The organism is Tabrizicola sp. T74, assembly GCF_057219935.1.
On the sequence record NZ_JBXVVT010000004.1, the window covers coordinates 199,048 to 214,680 of the forward strand.

General features: G+C 65.1%; 15 protein-coding genes and 1 tRNA gene. 9 read left to right on the forward strand and 7 right to left on the reverse strand.

The features are described from left to right. Nucleotides 1-70: 70 nt before the first annotated feature. From AC2EAL_RS13025 to arsB, 4 genes are all read right to left on the reverse strand, one after another. On the reverse strand, nucleotides 71-397 hold the full coding sequence (locus AC2EAL_RS13025) for a hypothetical protein (RefSeq protein WP_484724653.1): 327 nt from the start codon (nucleotides 395-397) through the stop codon (nucleotides 71-73). Beyond that, nucleotides 345-1,394 carry an ABC transporter substrate-binding protein gene (locus tag AC2EAL_RS13030; RefSeq protein WP_484724654.1) on the reverse strand — a complete coding sequence of 350 codons (1,050 nt, stop codon included), beginning with the start codon at nucleotides 1,392-1,394 and terminating at the stop codon, nucleotides 345-347. Before AC2EAL_RS13030 ends, AC2EAL_RS13025 begins: the two co-directional genes overlap by 53 nt. Before the next feature lie 36 nt (nucleotides 1,395-1,430). Further along, complete coding sequence (locus tag AC2EAL_RS13035; RefSeq protein WP_484724655.1) at nucleotides 1,431-2,537, reverse strand: class II histone deacetylase; 1,107 nt, start codon at nucleotides 2,535-2,537, stop codon at nucleotides 1,431-1,433. Between the two features lie 310 nt (nucleotides 2,538-2,847). Continuing rightward, the gene (gene arsB, locus AC2EAL_RS13040) at nucleotides 2,848-3,861 is read right to left on the reverse strand and encodes an ACR3 family arsenite efflux transporter (RefSeq protein WP_484724656.1); all 1,014 of its coding nucleotides are present in this window, start codon (nucleotides 3,859-3,861) and stop codon (nucleotides 2,848-2,850) included. Between the two features lie 183 nt (nucleotides 3,862-4,044). Here arsB and AC2EAL_RS13045 point away from each other — a divergent pair, with 183 nt between their 5' ends. From AC2EAL_RS13045 to AC2EAL_RS13070, 6 genes are all read left to right on the forward strand, one after another. Next, the gene (locus tag AC2EAL_RS13045; RefSeq protein WP_484724657.1) at nucleotides 4,045-4,839 is read left to right on the forward strand and encodes a substrate-binding domain-containing protein; all 795 of its coding nucleotides are present in this window, start codon (nucleotides 4,045-4,047) and stop codon (nucleotides 4,837-4,839) included. Between the two features lie 41 nt (nucleotides 4,840-4,880). Continuing rightward, nucleotides 4,881-6,263 carry an ATP-binding protein gene (locus AC2EAL_RS13050; RefSeq protein WP_484724658.1) on the forward strand — a complete coding sequence of 461 codons (1,383 nt, stop codon included), beginning with the start codon at nucleotides 4,881-4,883 and terminating at the stop codon, nucleotides 6,261-6,263. Then, the gene (locus tag AC2EAL_RS13055; RefSeq protein WP_484724659.1) at nucleotides 6,256-7,461 is read left to right on the forward strand and encodes a sigma-54-dependent transcriptional regulator; all 1,206 of its coding nucleotides are present in this window, start codon (nucleotides 6,256-6,258) and stop codon (nucleotides 7,459-7,461) included. The genes AC2EAL_RS13050 and AC2EAL_RS13055 overlap by 8 nt, the downstream gene beginning before the upstream one ends. Nucleotides 7,462-7,611: 150 nt before the next feature. Then, on the forward strand, nucleotides 7,612-8,136 hold the full coding sequence (locus AC2EAL_RS13060) for an arsenate reductase (azurin) small subunit (RefSeq protein ID WP_267633740.1): 525 nt from the start codon (nucleotides 7,612-7,614) through the stop codon (nucleotides 8,134-8,136). Between the two features lie 10 nt (nucleotides 8,137-8,146). Beyond that, nucleotides 8,147-10,606, forward strand: a complete 2,460-nt coding sequence (locus AC2EAL_RS13065; protein ID WP_484724660.1) for an arsenate reductase (azurin) large subunit — start codon at nucleotides 8,147-8,149, stop codon at nucleotides 10,604-10,606. 53 nt (nucleotides 10,607-10,659) lie between these two features. Beyond that, the gene (locus AC2EAL_RS13070) at nucleotides 10,660-11,172 is read left to right on the forward strand and encodes a DUF2478 domain-containing protein (RefSeq protein ID WP_484724661.1); all 513 of its coding nucleotides are present in this window, start codon (nucleotides 10,660-10,662) and stop codon (nucleotides 11,170-11,172) included. 7 nt (nucleotides 11,173-11,179) lie between these two features. On the opposite strand, the gene AC2EAL_RS13075 is transcribed toward AC2EAL_RS13070, so the two are convergent. Then, nucleotides 11,180-11,353, reverse strand: a complete 174-nt coding sequence (locus tag AC2EAL_RS13075) for a hypothetical protein (RefSeq protein WP_484724662.1) — start codon at nucleotides 11,351-11,353, stop codon at nucleotides 11,180-11,182. Between the two features lie 37 nt (nucleotides 11,354-11,390). Beyond that, the gene (locus AC2EAL_RS13080; RefSeq protein ID WP_484724663.1) at nucleotides 11,391-12,266 is read right to left on the reverse strand and encodes a LysR family transcriptional regulator; all 876 of its coding nucleotides are present in this window, start codon (nucleotides 12,264-12,266) and stop codon (nucleotides 11,391-11,393) included. A 140-nt stretch (nucleotides 12,267-12,406) separates the two neighbouring features. On the opposite strand from AC2EAL_RS13080, the gene AC2EAL_RS13085 reads away from it, so the two are divergent. From AC2EAL_RS13085 to AC2EAL_RS13095, 3 genes are read left to right on the forward strand one after another with little or no spacing between them, the layout of a single operon-like run. Continuing rightward, the gene (locus AC2EAL_RS13085; RefSeq protein WP_484724664.1) at nucleotides 12,407-13,153 is read left to right on the forward strand and encodes a BtpA/SgcQ family protein; all 747 of its coding nucleotides are present in this window, start codon (nucleotides 12,407-12,409) and stop codon (nucleotides 13,151-13,153) included. Next, the gene (locus tag AC2EAL_RS13090) at nucleotides 13,150-13,788 is read left to right on the forward strand and encodes a phosphoribosyltransferase family protein (protein WP_484724665.1); all 639 of its coding nucleotides are present in this window, start codon (nucleotides 13,150-13,152) and stop codon (nucleotides 13,786-13,788) included. The genes AC2EAL_RS13085 and AC2EAL_RS13090 overlap by 4 nt, the downstream gene beginning before the upstream one ends. Nucleotides 13,789-13,816: 28 nt before the next feature. Then, nucleotides 13,817-14,875, forward strand: coding sequence for a ribose-phosphate pyrophosphokinase (locus AC2EAL_RS13095; protein ID WP_484724666.1), 1,059 nt, complete (start codon nucleotides 13,817-13,819; stop codon nucleotides 14,873-14,875). Between the two features lie 658 nt (nucleotides 14,876-15,533). Here AC2EAL_RS13095 and AC2EAL_RS13100 read toward each other — a convergent pair. After that, nucleotides 15,534-15,608 (reverse strand) — tRNA-Asn (locus AC2EAL_RS13100). Nucleotides 15,609-15,633: the final 25 nt, after the last annotated feature.

The following is a 15,633-nucleotide window of genomic DNA, read 5'->3' on the forward strand; positions in this document are numbered from 1 at the left end:
CTGCAGGATCGCCCGACCGCCGAAGGATATCCCGATCCCCGGCAGCCGAAGATTGCCGCCTCTGGCTGCATCACATCCAGGGCGCGGGCCGCAGGTCGGCCTGCTTGTGCGTGTCAGGCGAGATGATCGTGTGCGCCCCGTCCTGCACCTGGAAGATCAGGTGCGCCTGGCCAGCCTCGGGGTCGTCGGTCATGTTCGGATAGCTGATGGGAGAGTTCGTCTCGGTCGCGAAAGTATAGGTGCCGCAGACGCCGCGGTGGCTGATCGCCTTGATCGCCTTGCCCACCCCGTCGAAGTCCGACGGATCGACCGAGGCCCAGACCTTGGCCAGGATGTTGATCGTGTCATAGCCCGACCCGGTGTAGACCATGCCCATCGTGCCGGGATACTTGGCCATGTACTTCTCGCGGAAGGCCATGCCCATGTCGTCGGCATAGACGCCGATGACGGTGCCCCAGATGAAACCCTCGGCCACGTCGCCGGCCAGGTCCAGGAATTCCGGCTGCGAGGGGCCGTATTGCAGATAGACCAGCGCGCCCGGGGGGCGGGTCCAGCACATAGGCCTGGGCGAAGCTGGCGAGTTCCGCGGCCACCCAGTGGCTGATCAGGATGATGCCGCTGTCGCTTTCCTTCAGCGCCTGCACGACCGGGGTCCAGTCCTGCACCGGGAACTGGATGTCGGTCACCGGCCCCTGTTCCCATTCCCCGCCCGAAGCGGCGATGGCGGCCTGCGCGGCGTTCGACACGGCCATCGTGTAGCCGATCTGTTCCTGGACGATATGGAAGCGGTTGTCTTTCGGCACCCAGCCGGCGGCCTTCTGGTTCGACAGGAACTTGATGAAGCCCGACCCGTACCAGGTTTCCGCCACGTCGATCTGGAAGATGTTGCGGTATTTCTCGGGGTTTGCGGCCACAAGGTCGAGGCTCGCCTGGCCGGTGTTGCCGTGCAGGTAGGGCACCCCGTTCGAGGCCGCGACATCCATTGCCGGCTGGGCGATGATGGCGAAGGAATGCGCCAGAGCGTGCACGCCGCCCTCAACCAGGCTCTGGAACGCCGCGACCGTGCCTTCGGGGGTCAGAAGGTCGATGTCGACCACGCGGGTCTCCAGCGGACGGCCGTTCACGCCCCCGGCCGCATTGATCTCTTCCGCCGCCATGGTGACACCGTTCAGCCAGTCCTGCTGGTCGGCCACGCCCACCGGGCCGGACTGCGCGGTGGGCACGCCGATCAGGATCGGGTCGGCGGCAAAGGCGGGGGACGTGAGTGCGGCCGCCGTGATGGAGGCGGCCGAGGTCATCAGGAACTGACGGCGGATCAGGTCATGGCGTGGTCTCTCCCTTGGCTGATGGCCCGGGTCTTCCCGGTGCCGGTTTTCTTCATGGGGCCCGGTCACGGACCGGTTGTAAATCATGCAAATGCACCATGCCGGTCAGAGAAAACCCAAGGCCCGCGCCTGCGCCTCAAGCCGCGCGCGCTGGAAGGCGATGAGGTCGCCGGGGGGCTGCTGGCCGCTGAGGATGCCCAGGAACGGGTCTTCGACCGGTGTGCGATGACCTGCAAACGTCTCGATCACCGCCAGGCCGCAGAAGGGCACATAACCGTCGGAATAACCGCCCTCATGCGCCGCGATAAGCCGCCCGCCGCACAGGTCACTGGCCAGGGCGACGACGCGGTTGGCCATGGCGCGGTAGGTTTCGGAATGCGCCAGCATCCGCGCCAGCGGGTCGAGCGCGCTGGCATCCAGGCCCGAGGCGACAATGATGAGGTCCGGCCGGAACGCGCGCAGGGCAGGGGTGACCAGAAGGTCGAAGGCATCCATGTAGGCCTGGTGCCCGCCGCCGGGCAGGAGCGGGATGTTCAGGTTGAACCCCTCGCCCTTGCCACGTCCCCGAGCCGTCGCCTGGCCGGTATCGGGCGGAAAGCAGTTTTCCTGGTGCAGGCTGATCGTCAGCGTGTCGTCACGGTCGTAGAAGCAGGCCTCGGTCCCGTTGCCGTGGTGCACGTCCCAGTCGACCACTGCCGCGCGAACCGGCCCGACCTCGGCCCGCAAGGCCTCGAGCGCCAGGGGAATGTTGGCCAGCAGGCAGAACCCCATCGCGAGGTCGGGCAGGCAATGGTGCCCCGGCGGGCGCGAGACCACATAGGCGTTGTCCACCCGGCGGTGGAAGACGTCGGACACCGCCAGCTTCACCAGCCCCGCGGAAAGCGCGGCGATCTCGAAACTGCCGTTGCGGAAGGGGGTGTAGTTGTCATCGCTGCCCCGGCCATCGGACAGGGCCTTGAAGCTGTCGAGATAGGCGGGGGTATGAATCCGCTCCATCTCGGCCCGCGTCAGCGGCGGCGCTTTCCGCCAGGCCAGCTGGTCGCCCAGGCCCGACACCTCGACCAGGTTCTTCAGGCGGCGCTTGGTTTCCGGGTTTTCGGCATGGATGCTGCCCGAGGGCGGCTGCACATAGCCGCCCACCGGGGCGATGATCACGTGCTCACCGGTGGAGTGCCAGAGGCAGCGTTCGTCGAAGTAGAAGCCGGTTGTCATCGTCGGGCCCTTCCGCAAAGCTTTGCGAAAAGCTTTCCCCGGAACGCGCCCCCGATCCATAGTTCATTTGCACTAGCCGGAGTTTGTCGGTTGGCCGTCCCCACAGCCTGAGATCACGCTGATGGAGATCCCTCTGACGACCAAACGCTGCCCCGGGGCTGCCATAGTCGCACCAGGTCTCAGACATTCTGAATGAGCAGATCGCGCGTCTGAAGTTACTATTGAGCCAAAATTGACCGAGAGGACGCGAGGGGCGGAACGCTGACCATCGTCTTTTGTTCGACGGAGTGCTTAGGAACCGGAGGTATCGTCAAGCAGGGAAGCTGTCTCGCGTGCGGTTGGCAAAAGCCACAAGCGACAGCATCACCGGCACCTCGACCAGCACACCGACGACCGTGGCCAGCGCGGCACCGGAGTTCAGTCCGAAAAGACCGATGGCCACTGCGACCGCCAGTTCGAAGAAGTTTGACGTGCCGATCAAGGCGCAGGGCGCAGCAACCTTGTGGGGAAGCTTCCACGCAAACGCCCAGGCATAGCCAAGCCCGAAGATGCCGTAGGACTGGATGATGATCGGCACGGCGATCAGGGCGATCAGCAACGGCTGGGCAATGATGACCGGCCCCTGGAAGCCGAACAGCAGCACCACGGTCAACAGCAGACCGAGGACCGATGCCGGTTTGATGCGGGCGGTAAACTCCTCGACCGACCTTCCGCGCGCGAGCAGCGCGCGCCGCGTCAACACGCCGGCGATCAGCGGTATGACGATGTAAAGGACGACCGACAGGATCAGCGTCTCCCACGGCACTTCGATGTCGGTGACGCCCAGCAGGAAGGCCACGATCGGCGCGAAGGCGACGACCATGATCAGATCGTTCACGGACACCTGGACGAGCGTGTAGTTCGCGTCGCCTTTGGTCAGCTGGGACCAGACGAAGACCATCGCCGTGCAGGGTGCCGCGCCCAGCAGGATCAGCCCCGCGATGTATTCGGGCGCCTTTGCCGGGTCGATCAGTCCGGCGAAGAGGTGGTTGAAGAACAGCACGCCAAGGGCTGCCATGGTGAAGGGCTTGATCAGCCAGTTGACCACCAGCGTGATCACCAGCCCTTTCGGCCGCTGGCCGACCTCTTTCAGCGAGCCGAAGTCGATGGCGATCATCATCGGATAGACCATCGCCCAAATCAGCACGGCCACCACGAGGTTGACCGAGGCGTATTCGAGGTCGGCCAGCGCGGCAAAGACGCCAGGCAGCAGGTTGCCCAGGACCAGCCCGGCAAGGATACCCAGGGCCACCCAGAGGGTCAGCCAGCGTTCAAAGAGGCTCATGTCGGGTCCTTGTCTATCGGCAGGGCTTCAGCGCCGTCTCGAACTCCGATTTGACGGATCATCCTGCAAGGATCAAGCTCGCTCCTGGCACACGTGAAGACAGGTGCTGCGCAAACTGCGGAGGAAGAAGTGCACACCCGGCGAAGCGCAATACTGGCGGGCGCGGCTTTCTACGCGGCGCCTATGGTTCGTGCGCAAAGTGAAGCGCCGTTCCGTTTTGCCCTGACGCCGGTCTTTCTGGACAATGACGCTGCGGTGATCTCTGCGCTTCGCACCGCTTTGGGCGAGGCAGTGGGGCGCGAGATCGAACTGGTCCAGCGCCGCACCTATCAGGAGATCACCGGCGCCTTGCTGGATGGGTCGGTCGATGCGGCCTGGACCTGCGGCTATCCCTATCTGCAGCACCGCGATCAGCTTTCCTTGCTGGGGGTGCCGGTCTGGCGGGGCGCGCCGCTTTATCAGTCCTACCTGATCGTCGCTGCCGACGATGCCGCGACCGGCCTTGCCGATCTGCAAGGTGGCGCACATGCCTTTTCGGACCCGGACAGCAATTCCGGCTACCTTGTCACCGCGTCAGACCTTGCCCGGATCGGCACGACGCCGGACGGTTACTTTTCCCGTTCGATCTTCACCTACGGGCACCGCAATGTCGTGCGCGCGGTGGCCGGAGGACTGACCCGGTCGGGCAGTGTCGACGGCTATGTCTGGGAGGTTCTGAACAGTGTCGAGCCCGGCCTGACGGCACGCACGCGCGTGATTTCGCGGTCCGAGGATCTGGGATTTCCGCCCTTCGTCGCGCGCAGCGACCGGATGGATGAGGTCGGGATCATGGCCTGCAGGACTGCCTTGCAGGGTCTGGGAAAGGCTGACAAGGGCCGGGAGGTTCTGCGCCTGCTGTTTCTTGACGCCGTTGTCCCGGCGGACCCCGCGCTGTTCGACGGCATCGCGGCACGCATGGCCGCGCTGGCTGGCGGATGATTGCAATGCGGCGCTTTCGCAACTTGCCAGTGACTGTCCGCGTGCCTCTGATCACGGCGGTGCTGATGATTGTCCTTGCCCTGGTCGCCAGCCAGGGTGTGCTGGGCGCGCTTGGCCGGGTGCAGGATGCGCGGCTGTCCGAAACCGCGCGGCTGCATGTCGAAGGCCTGGCGGTTGCGCTCGGTCCTTCCGTCCTGCGGCAGGATGTGTGGGAGGTCTATGACATTCTGGACCGAGCGCGCCAAGCCAGTGACGGGCAGCGGCTTTTGCTGACAGTGGTGGCGGATGAACGGGGGCGGGTGCTGGCGGCGACCGATCCCCACCGTGCGCCGGTGGGCGAGGATGCGGCGGAATTCGGCCTTGGCGCCGTTGCGCCGGAAGCGGTGGGGATGACGGGCGATCCCGTGCTGCGCGTCGCCTCTCCCCTGCAATATCAGGGTCGAACCATCGGCGGGATCGTCACCGAACTGGATGTGACGGACCTGCTGGCCGAGCGCCGGCAAGTGACGCTGTGGCTTCTGTTCGGCAATGCGCTGGCGACAGGGGTGCTGGCCTTTGGTGGCTGGCTTGCGGTTGCGCGCATCCTGCGGCCGGTCGGCTCGCTCGTGCAGGCGATGGACGCCTCGCGCGGGTCACCTCGCCCGATCCCGACGAGCGAGATTCCCCATGGCGACCCCGGCCTCGCGCGGCTGATCGAGACTTACAACCAGATGACCACTGCGGTCGAGGAACGGGCCGAGGCCGAACGCCGCCTCGCGGACCGGGAGCGCTTTGTCAGCCTGGGTCGGTTGTCATCCGCTCTGGCGCACGAAGTGAACAACCCGCTGGGCGGTCTCTTGAACGCGGCAGACACGATCCGCACCTATGCCGACCGGCCCGAGGTCGTGCGCCAGTCCGCCGAACTGATGCAGCGCGGCCTTGGGCACCTGCGCGACGTCACGCGGGCGATGCTGGACCAGAACCGGCTGGACCGCGCCGGGCAACCCTTGCGGCCCGAGGATTTCGAGGACCTGCGGCTGTTGTTCGAGCCCGAGGCGCACAGCCGCAATCTGGCGCTGGCGTGGGAAGTGGTGGCAGGCGCCGAGGCCCTTGCCAGCCAACCCGCCGCTCCGGTGCGACAAGTAGCGCTTAACCTTCTCTTGAACGCCGGGGCCGCTGCCGGAAAGGGTGGAGAGGTCGGTCTCAAGGTCAGCAATGGCGGAGACAGGCTGTCAATCGCGGTCAGCAACACGGGCAACGCGATGGGCGAAGCCGACCTCAGGCGTCTCCTGGCCTCTGGCCCGTTGCCTCCGGGTGGTGGTGTCGGCTTGCGGTTGGTGCATGACATCGTGTCGGGACTTGGCGGCACGCTGCATCACGACCGGGCCGACGGGCGGACGGTGATCCGCGTCGACTTGCCTGCGACGGGGTCCGGCCATGCTTGAAGGCCGCCGCATCGTACTGGTCGAGGATGACGAGATCATGGGGGCTTCGCTTGTCCAGCGCCTGACGCTGGAGGGGGCCGAGGTGCAGTGGCACCGCCAGATTGCCCGCGCTCTGCCCGCGATCCGCACGCCACGGAAAAGTCTGGACGCGGTAATCTGTGACATTCGCCTGCCCGACGGGACGGGAGAGGAGCTTTACGACACCCTGACCCGCACCTCGCATCCGCCGCCCTTCCTGTTCATCACCGGGCAGGGCGGGATCGACCAGGCTGTGCGGCTGATCCGGTCGGGGGCTGCGGACTACATCGCCAAGCCCTTCGACATCGCGGCGTTCCTGACGCGGCTGGCAACCGTCATGCGACCGCGCGCCGATCAGGAGATGCCGCCCGAAACCGGCATCACCGCTGCCGCCCGCACTGTGGACCGCCAGGTGGCCGAGGCGGCGGCCCGCGACACGCCGCTGCTGATCCGGGGCGCGCAGGGACTGGGCAAGCTTCGGCTGGCACGTCGCGTCCATGACCTGTCCGAGCGTCGCGCCGCGCCGATCCTGGTCTGCAACGCCCTGCGCGACCGCGTTGGCGCGGCGGAGCTGGAAGCGGCGGTGGCCGAGGTCGGCGAAGGCACTTTGGTTGTGGTCGGGATTGCCGATCTGGACCCCGCCGCGCAGGACTGCTTGATGGCTGCCCTCAGGGCACCAGCGTTCAGGCTGATTGCCACCCTCGGGCCACAAGGCGACGAAGCTGCCCAGGGCTTGCGGGTCGACCTTCTGTCCCTGTTGCAGTCGCACGAGATCGTCGTTCCCCCCTTGGCGGATCGGCCCGACGACGCGGTCTGGCTGGCGGCCCAGCTGTTCCCCGGTCTGAACGCCCGCAGAAAGGCCCCCCTGATCGGGATCGCGGCCACGACGGAAGAGGCGATCCGGGCCTATGGCTGGCCCGGCAATGGACGCGAGGTGCGCGCCCGGTTGATGCGGGCCGTCGAGACGGCGGAAGGCGGGATGGTGATGACCGCCGACTTCTTCCCGGAACGCGCGGCGGACGAGGGGATGCGCCCCCTTTCCGAAGTCCGCGATGCTGCCGAAAAGGCGCAGATCATGGCCGCACTTGACCGGACCCATGGGCAGGTCGGCGAAGCGGCGCGGCTGCTGCGGGTGTCGCGGACCACATTGTGGGAGAAGATGCAGAAGCTTGGCCTCTGAACGGCCGGCCATGTTCGGAAATCCGAACGCCCAAAAATAGTGCAGTTTCAGAACCACTTGCCGCGTTGCAGCAGGGCCATCATCGACGCCCGGCGCAGGCCGCGCCTGCGCTAGCCTTGGACAAAAGGGAGCCAAGGGAGGTTAGCCACCATGAAATGCAACCGGTTGGTCGATGTCGGCCGCCGCCAGTTCCTGCGCGGGGGTGTTCTCGGCGCGGCAGGAGCTGCGGCGGCAACGGTCTTGCCCGCAGGGCAGGCACAGGCGCAGTCACTTGCCATGCTGGACTATCCGTCCACCAAGCTTGGCAACATCGCGGATCTGAAGGTGAACGAGCCGATGGACATCGGCTATCCCGACGCCGACAGCCCCGGCATCCTGCTGAAACTGGGCACGGCGGTGGAAGGTGGTGCGGGGCCGGACGGCGATATCGTCGCCTACTCGGTCCTCTGCCCGCACAAGGGCTTTGTGATGTCATACCACGGGGCCGACAAGACGCTGAATTGCCCGGGGCACTTCAGCCGCTTCGATTGCGAAAAGGGCGGCCAGCAGGTCTGGGGCCATGCCACGCAGAACCTGCCGCAGTTCGCGCTGCAGGTGGACGACAAGGGCGACATCTATGCGACCGGCGCGGACGAGCTGATCTACGGCCGCCTGTCCAACGTGCTGCAAGGATAAGGGGGCGATCATGGCTTACAAACGCAACATCGACCGCCTGCCGATCATTCCCGCAGGCGCCAAGGAACACAACGTCACCTGCCACTACTGCATCGTCGGCTGTGGCTACAAAGCCTATACCTGGCCCTTGAAGACGCAAGGACGGGTCGACAGCAACTGGATCGGCGAGGATCTGTCCAAGCAGCAAGGCGCCGAGACCGAGGCCTGGTATGCGCCGTCCATGTACAACGTGGTCAAGCAGAACGGCCAGGACGTGCATCTGGTCATCAAGCCGGACGTGGCCTGCGAGGTGAACTCGGGCCTTGGGTCGGTGCGCGGGGCGCGGATGGCCGAGAACCGGCGGTCGGACATCACCGGGACGCAGGCGCAACGCCTGACCGAGCCGATGGTCTGGCGCTATGGCACCTGGCAGCCGACATCGTGGGACGACGCGCTGGATCTTGTTGCCCGGGTGACGGCCCGCGTGGTCGACAAGGACAACGAGAACGACCTTTACGTGTCCATGTTCGACCACGGCGGCAGCGCCGGCGGATATGAGAACACCTGGGGCACTGGCAAGCTTTACTTCGGGGCGATGAAGGTGAAGCACTGCCGGATTCACAACCGGCCCGCCTATAACTCGGAAGTGCACAGCACCCGCGACATGGGTGTGGACGAGCTGAACTATTCCTATTCCGACTATCAGGTTGCCGACACGATCATGCTGGTCGGCACCAACCCGATGGAATGCCAGACCAACCTGTTCCTGAACCATATGGTCAAGGGCATGCAGAACGGGGCGAAGGTGATCGTCGTCGATCCCCGCCGCACCGTGACAGTGGACAGCTGCGAACAGGTCGCGGGCGCGGAGAACGTGCTGCATCTGGCGATTGCCAGCGGCAGTGACCTTGCCCTCTTCAACACGCTTTTCACCTACATCGCCGATCAAGGCTGGGTGGATGCTGACTTCATCGCCAAGTCGACCTTCCAGGGTGACGTGGCGGTGCCCGAGGATGCGGCGCATCCGGCGGCGCTGGGGTCGTTCGAGGCGGCGAAAGCGGCCTGCAAGATGAGCCTTGCGGACGGGGCAGCGACGACCGGGCTGACCGAAGCGCAGATCATCCAGGCCGCCGAATGGATCGCCAAGCCCAAGGACGACGGCAGCCGCCGCAAGACGGTGACCGGCTATGAGAAGGGTATCATCTGGGGCAACGACAACTACCGCGTCATCGGCGCCCTGGTGAACATCGGTCTGGCGACGGGCAACATCGGCCGCGAAGGCGGCGGCGTCTGCCGTCTGGGCGGGCACCAGGAGGGCTACTTCCGCCCCTCGGACGCGCATGTCGGGCGACCGGCCCCCTACATCGACCAGCTGATCATCGCGGGCGGTGGCAAGGTGCACCACATCTGGGCCAACGACCACTACAAGACCACGCTCAACGCCGCCGAGTTCAAACGGGTCTACAACCGGCGGACCAACATGGTGAAGGAAGCGATGGATGCCCGTGCCGGGGCCACGCGCGAGGAACTGGTCGACGCCATCGTCGGAGCGATCAACGCGGGCGGCATCTTCTCGGTCAACGTGGACATCATCCACAGCCAGATCGGGCAGGCCGCGCATGTGATCCTGCCGGCGGTGGAATCGGGCGAAATGAACCTGACCTCGATGAACGGCGAGCGGCGCTTGCGGCTGGTCGAGAAATACATGGACGCGCCCGGTTCGGCCCAGCCCGACTGCATCATCGCGGCCCGGCTGGCCAACCATCTGGAACGCGTCCTGCGCGAGGATGGCCGCGCCGAATATGCCGACCAGTTCAAGGGCTTCGACTGGAAGACAGAGGAAGACGCCTTCATGGACGGCTACAACTCTGGCAACCCGGAGGTGACCTACGAACGTCTTCGGGCGGCTGGCAACAACGGCGTGCAGGAGCCGGTCAAGGGCTACGAGAACGGTGCGCTGGTCGGAACGAAGCGGCTGTATGAGGACGGCGTCTTCACCCGCCACGGTCGCGAGGACGGCAAGGCCCTGTTCTGCATGGGGTCGTGGCGCGGTCTGCAGGCCCCCGGCAAGGCCCAGCAGCAGGCGAACCACCGCTTCCTGATCAACAACGGGCGGGCGAACCTGAACTGGCAGAACTGGTTCCTTGACCAGAAGAACGACTTCGTCATGGACCGCCTGCCGGTGCCCTTCATCCAGATCCACCCTGACGACATGGCCGAGCTTGGTCTGAAGCCGGGTGACATGGTCGAGGTCTACAACGACGTAGGGGCCACGCAGGCCCTTGCCTATCCCGAACCGACCGCGCGGAAGAACGAGACCTTCATGGTCTTTGGGGCACCGAACGGGGCGCAGGGGAACGTCATCAACGCCGGCACCAACGAGCTGATCCTGCCGAACTACAAGCAGACCTGGGCGAACATCCGCAAGATCTCGGATGCGACCGCGGCTGCGGCGCGGGTCTCCTACAAGTCGTGGGAAGTAGAACTCTGAAGGGCAGGCCCGCCCGGTCACTCCGGGCGGGCCGCTCCACATTGGAGAGACAGATGCGCATAGCCTATGTCAGCCTGCAAGGCCGGGGACGGACGGACCAGTTGATCGCCGAGGTCGCGGACAGGCTGACCGCAAGGGGCCTGCGACTTGCCGGAACCGTGCAGTCGAACCACGAACGCCCCGACCGCAAGAAATGCGACATGGACCTGCGGGTGCTGCCTGATGGCCCTGTCGTCCGCATCAGCGAGGACCGGGGTGAGCTGGCGCGAGGCTGCATCCTTGACAGCGGCGCGCTGGAACAGACCGTGCATGAAGTCGAACGCAGGCTTGACGGCGCAGACATCCTGATCGTCAACAAGTTCGGCAAACGCGAAGCCGAAGGCAAGGGCCTTGCGCCGGTGATCGCCGAAGCCCTGCATCGCGGCCTTCCGGTGCTTGTCGGGGTAAACGGGCTGAACCTTGCGGCTCTTCTTTCGTTTGCCGAAGAAGACATCCAGGGTCTTCCCACCAATGCCGAAGCGGTCGCTGACTGGTGCCTTGCGGGCGTGGTCCGTCTGCCTGCCTGAGGCAGGCTCAGGTCAGAGCCGGCAATCTCGGGATACCGACCGGCGGTTCTGCGAGACAAGGCAGCAGATACAGGCGCTGCGCCAAACCATTGCGGATGCGTTCAATCTGCACCGCCTCCCCCTTGATCCGCCTTTGCAGCAATGGGTCGGGGGTCCTGGTCTGCGCCAGCGATCTGTTCATAACTCAAGCCCAAGGCTCGATCCTTGCGAGGCGCAAATCATCCTGCGGCCTGCCCGGACAACGTGACCTGTTGCATGAGCCATTGCGCCAGACCGTGCTGTGCCTTGGTCAGACGGGCGTGCTTGTAGAAAAGCCCGATGCGCAAGGGCGCAAGCGGCGGGAATCCCTCGGCTTCGGTGCCGATGCGAAGACCCGGGACCAAGGTGGCCGGGGTCAGCGCGCTGGCCCCGATCCCCGCCAGAACCGCCGCCTGCAGCCCGGCCACGTCGCCTGAGACGAGCTTGGTCTTCCAGCTTTTCTGCGCCGCGCGCAGCGCCGAGCGCATCCGGTCGGCATATTCGCAAGGGTCGGGGTGCCGCACCAGCGCCAGGGTCTCGGTCCCGTTCCAGGCAAAGCTTTCGGCCACCGCCCAGATCGGCTGGACGGTCGCGAAGTTGACCAGATAGGCCTCCTCCAGGCTGGGTGCGATGCCGACCACGATGTCCAGCTTGTCGGCCGCCAGCATCTGCCGCAATTCGCGCGACTGGCGGCTTTCAACCTCGATCCTGACTTCAGTGTGGCTGGCGGCAAACCGGGTGATGGCCCCCAGCAGGAAGGTGTTGGAAAAGTCGGTCGGCAGGCCCACACGGATCCAGCCCGACAGCGCCTCGGCTGCATAGTGCGCGACGATATCGTCATTCAGCCGCAGGATCTGCCGTGCATAGGGACCCAAGGCCACGCCGTTGTCGGTCAGCTTGAACTGACGGCCTTCGGTGTTGATCAGCTGAGTGCGCAAGAGTTCCTCCAGCCGCCGGATCTGCAGGCTGATCGCGGGCTGGGTCCGCCCCAGCGCCTCGGCCGCGCGGGTATAGCTGCCCAGGTCCACCACCGTGACAAAGGTGCGCAGAAGGTCGGTCGGCACATTGGTCAGCATTTGGGGGTCAGCATTTGGTTGTCAGCATTTGGTTGTCAGCATTGGCGGGGCTCTCATTTCGGATCCTTATGGAACCATTGTAATTATCAATTTCGGAAATCGCCAAGCGCTTCCTAATCCTGAGGGCCAAGGAGAGGATCATGGACCGCAACGCCTTCCACCGTCTGTTCAAGTGCCCCGGCCCGGTGGTGACCCCGGTGATCCACGTGCAGGACCTTGCCCAGACCCTGACCAACATCGGTCACGCCGTCCGGCTCGGGGCGCCGGGCATCTGGCTGATCAACCACGACTTTCCGGTCGAACCTTTCCTGCCGATCCTGCGCGCCGCCCGAGCGGCCTGCCCGGATGTGTGGCTGGGGGTGAACTTCCTCGCGCTACCCGGCGACGTGGCCTTCCCGATTCTGGGCCGCCTTGCCGCTGAAGGCTGCGTGCTCGATGCCTATTGGGCCGATGATGCCTGCATGGACGAGCGCCAGCCCAGCCAGACCCGCGCCGAATCCATCGCGGCTATCCGTGCCGCGTCCGGCTGGCAGGGGATGTATTTCGGCGGGGTCTGCTTCAAGAAGCAGCGGCCCGTCGATCCCGCCTTCAACGAACACTCGGCCCACATTGCCCGGCCCTTCATGGATGTCGTTACCACCTCGGGCATAGCGACGGGTGAGGCGACCGACCTCACGAAGATCACCGACTTCCGCCGTGGTCTTGGCAGCGCACCGCTGGCCATCGCCTCGGGCGTCACCCCTGACAACGCGATGGACTACGCCGCCGAAGTGGACTGCTTCCTCGTCGCCACCGGGATCAACCGGAAGGGCGACTTCTACAACATCGACCCCGCGCGCCTGCAGGCGTTGCTTGACCTTACCCGAGCCTATGGAGCCCCGAAATGACTGATGCAAAAGGCCCCCGCGACGACCGCTGGTATCTGTCGCTCATGTCGCCCAACACCAAGGGCCCCAAGTTCGCCTGGCTGGATCCGACCTCGATCTACATCAACGCGGCGGCGTTTTCCGACCTCTTGGATGACCTCATCGCCGATCTGAAGGGGGTGGAGTTCGACGTGGTCGGCGGCTGCGACGCGATGGGCTTCGTGCTGGGCGCAGGTCTGGCGGCGCGCACGGGCAAGGGCTTCCTGCCGGTCCGCAAGGCCGGAAAGCTCTGCGTCGATACCGACCGCGTCAGTTTCACCAACTACTCCGGCAAGACCCAGGACATGGAGATGCGCCAACCCGCATTTGCCCCAGGGACCCGCGTCTTGCTGGCCGACCAGTGGATCCAGACCGGCGGCACGATGGAAGCGGCGATCCAGCTGGTCGAACGGCAGGGCGGCACCGTGGCGGGCCTCGTGACCATCGCGATGGAAAACTGCGCAGCAACCGATGCCTTCGCCGACCGGTTTCCCGTTGTCACCGCCGTCGTGCCGGGCAGCCGCTGGCAGGCTGAATGCAATGCGCAGGACCTGTCCAGTTTCCGGTCCTACCGGCCTGAGCGGACCTTCCCGACCGCGGGGCGCACCGCTGCCTGAGGTTGCTGTTGCCGGAAAGGGAGACGTGATGAAACCGACCAATGACCCCAAACTGATTTCCGGGAACGCGAACCTTCCGCTCGCCAAGTCCATCGCGCGGCGGATGTCGATGCACCGGGGGATGAGCGTCAATCTGGTAGACGCCCGGGTCGAGCGGTTCAACGATCAGGAGATCTTCGTCGAGGTGTTCGAGAATGTCCGCGGCGAGGACATGTATGTCATCCAGTCGACCTCGAACCCCGCGAACGACAACCTGATGGAGCTTCTGATCATGACCGACGCGCTCCGTCGGTCATCTGCTTCCAGGATCACCGCCGTCATCCCCTATTTCGGCTACGCCCGCCAGGACCGCCGCGCCAAGGCCCGCACGCCGATTTCAGCCAAGCTGGTGGCAAACCTCATCACCCAGGCGGGCGTTGACCGGGTCCTGACCCTTGACCTCCACGCCGCCCAGATCCAGGGCTTCTTCGACATCCCCGTCGACAACCTCTATGCCTCGCCCGTCTTCGCGCTGGATATCGAGCACCAGTTCAAGGGCCAGATGCAGGACCTGATGGTCGTCTCGCCGGACGTGGGCGGCGTGGCCCGCGCGCGGGAACTGGCCAAGCGGATCAACGCCCCGCTCGCCATCGTCGACAAGCGGCGCGAGAAGGCGGGCGAGGTCGCGGGCATGACCGTGATCGGCGACGTGCGCGGCCACAAGTGCATCATCGTCGACGACATCTGCGACACGGCGGGGACGCTCTGCAAGGCGGCCGAAACGCTGATGGAGGCGGGCGCGACCGAGGTCCACAGCTACATCACCCACGGCGTGTTGTCGGGTCCGGCGGTGGAACGCGTGCAGAATTCGGTGATGAAGTCGCTGGTGATCACCGATTCCATCGCGCCGACCGAACAGGTGAAGGCCGCGAAGAACATCCGCATCGTCCCCACCGCCCCGATGTTCGCTCAGGCCATCCTGAACATCTGGGGGGGAATGTCGGTGTCCAGCCTCTTTGAGACCGACACCCTCGTCCCGATCTACGAGGGCCTGTATCCCGACCTGCACGTTCCGGTCCAAGCTCCTGCTGTCGTTGAGGTCGCATAGGGCGGAACCATTCACTGGGAATAGATCGCACAAGTGCCGTCGCGTGGCTTGGAGGGTGTTGAAGGCGCACTGGAGCTGGCAGCGGCGGCAATCTTGGGATTGCACGAACGCCTGCTACGGGCCGATAGCCGTCGTTCGGACTCATTCCGTGTCTGGCCGTCACACAGCCAGCGCTCGTGAAAGCAGCTTTCTCTCCAAATTGCCGTTCGCGAACAGTGACTTCCAAGGCGCGGTTTGGGCCAAGGTGCTCGGCATTCTGGCCCCACCCCACCTCCTCGGGGCGGCGAGAGTTGGCAGAATTGCCGGCAGGTGGTCAGACTGCACTAAAACCAATACACGGCTGCTTCGTGGTCCGGAAACGGCCCCACGCTCAACAAGCCCAAGTTTCCATCGCCTTGTGTCTGATCGACCGTTTTCGCCTTGAGATGCAACGCAGGCAACACGGTCTTGCCATGACCAGCCGCGCCTAGACCGGGCAGCTGTGAGCCAGCGGCGACGCACCCTTTGGCAAGTGCATTTCGGCACGACCGCCTGTCGTCCGCGCACCGCAGCGTCTACTTCTGCGAGCAACTGGTGGCAATTCAGGTGGCAAATCCCATCAAGCGTCAAAGCAGACGATGCGCTCCGCCTGGCAACTGATTGCAATGATTTATTGATTTGGCTCCGGCGGTAGGGATCGAACCTACGACCAATTGATTAACAGTCAACTGCTCTACCGCTGAGCTACGCCGGAACACCGCGGGGTCTATAGCAAGGCG

Bases quoted from the DNA above. Each gene is read 5' to 3' on its own strand.
- AC2EAL_RS13025 (WP_484724653.1), bottom strand. From the start codon at position 397: ATGGCCAAGTATCCCGGCACGATGGGCATGGTCTACACCGGGTCGGGC.
- AC2EAL_RS13035 (WP_484724655.1), bottom strand. From the start codon at position 2,537: ATGACAACCGGCTTCTACTTCGACGAACGCTGCCTCTGGCACTCCACC.
- arsB (WP_484724656.1), bottom strand. From the start codon at position 3,861: ATGAGCCTCTTTGAACGCTGGCTGACCCTCTGGGTGGCCCTGGGTATC.
- AC2EAL_RS13045 (WP_484724657.1), top strand. From the start codon at position 4,045: ATGGTTCGTGCGCAAAGTGAAGCGCCGTTCCGTTTTGCCCTGACGCCG.
- AC2EAL_RS13055 (WP_484724659.1), top strand. From the start codon at position 6,256: ATGCTTGAAGGCCGCCGCATCGTACTGGTCGAGGATGACGAGATCATG.
- AC2EAL_RS13060 (WP_267633740.1), top strand. From the start codon at position 7,612: ATGAAATGCAACCGGTTGGTCGATGTCGGCCGCCGCCAGTTCCTGCGC.
- AC2EAL_RS13065 (WP_484724660.1), top strand. From the start codon at position 8,147: ATGGCTTACAAACGCAACATCGACCGCCTGCCGATCATTCCCGCAGGC.
- AC2EAL_RS13070 (WP_484724661.1), top strand. From the start codon at position 10,660: ATGCGCATAGCCTATGTCAGCCTGCAAGGCCGGGGACGGACGGACCAG.
- AC2EAL_RS13075 (WP_484724662.1), bottom strand. From the start codon at position 11,353: ATGAACAGATCGCTGGCGCAGACCAGGACCCCCGACCCATTGCTGCAA.
- AC2EAL_RS13080 (WP_484724663.1), bottom strand. From the start codon at position 12,266: ATGCTGACCAATGTGCCGACCGACCTTCTGCGCACCTTTGTCACGGTG.
- AC2EAL_RS13085 (WP_484724664.1), top strand. From the start codon at position 12,407: ATGGACCGCAACGCCTTCCACCGTCTGTTCAAGTGCCCCGGCCCGGTG.
- AC2EAL_RS13090 (WP_484724665.1), top strand. From the start codon at position 13,150: ATGACTGATGCAAAAGGCCCCCGCGACGACCGCTGGTATCTGTCGCTC.
- AC2EAL_RS13095 (WP_484724666.1), top strand. From the start codon at position 13,817: ATGAAACCGACCAATGACCCCAAACTGATTTCCGGGAACGCGAACCTT.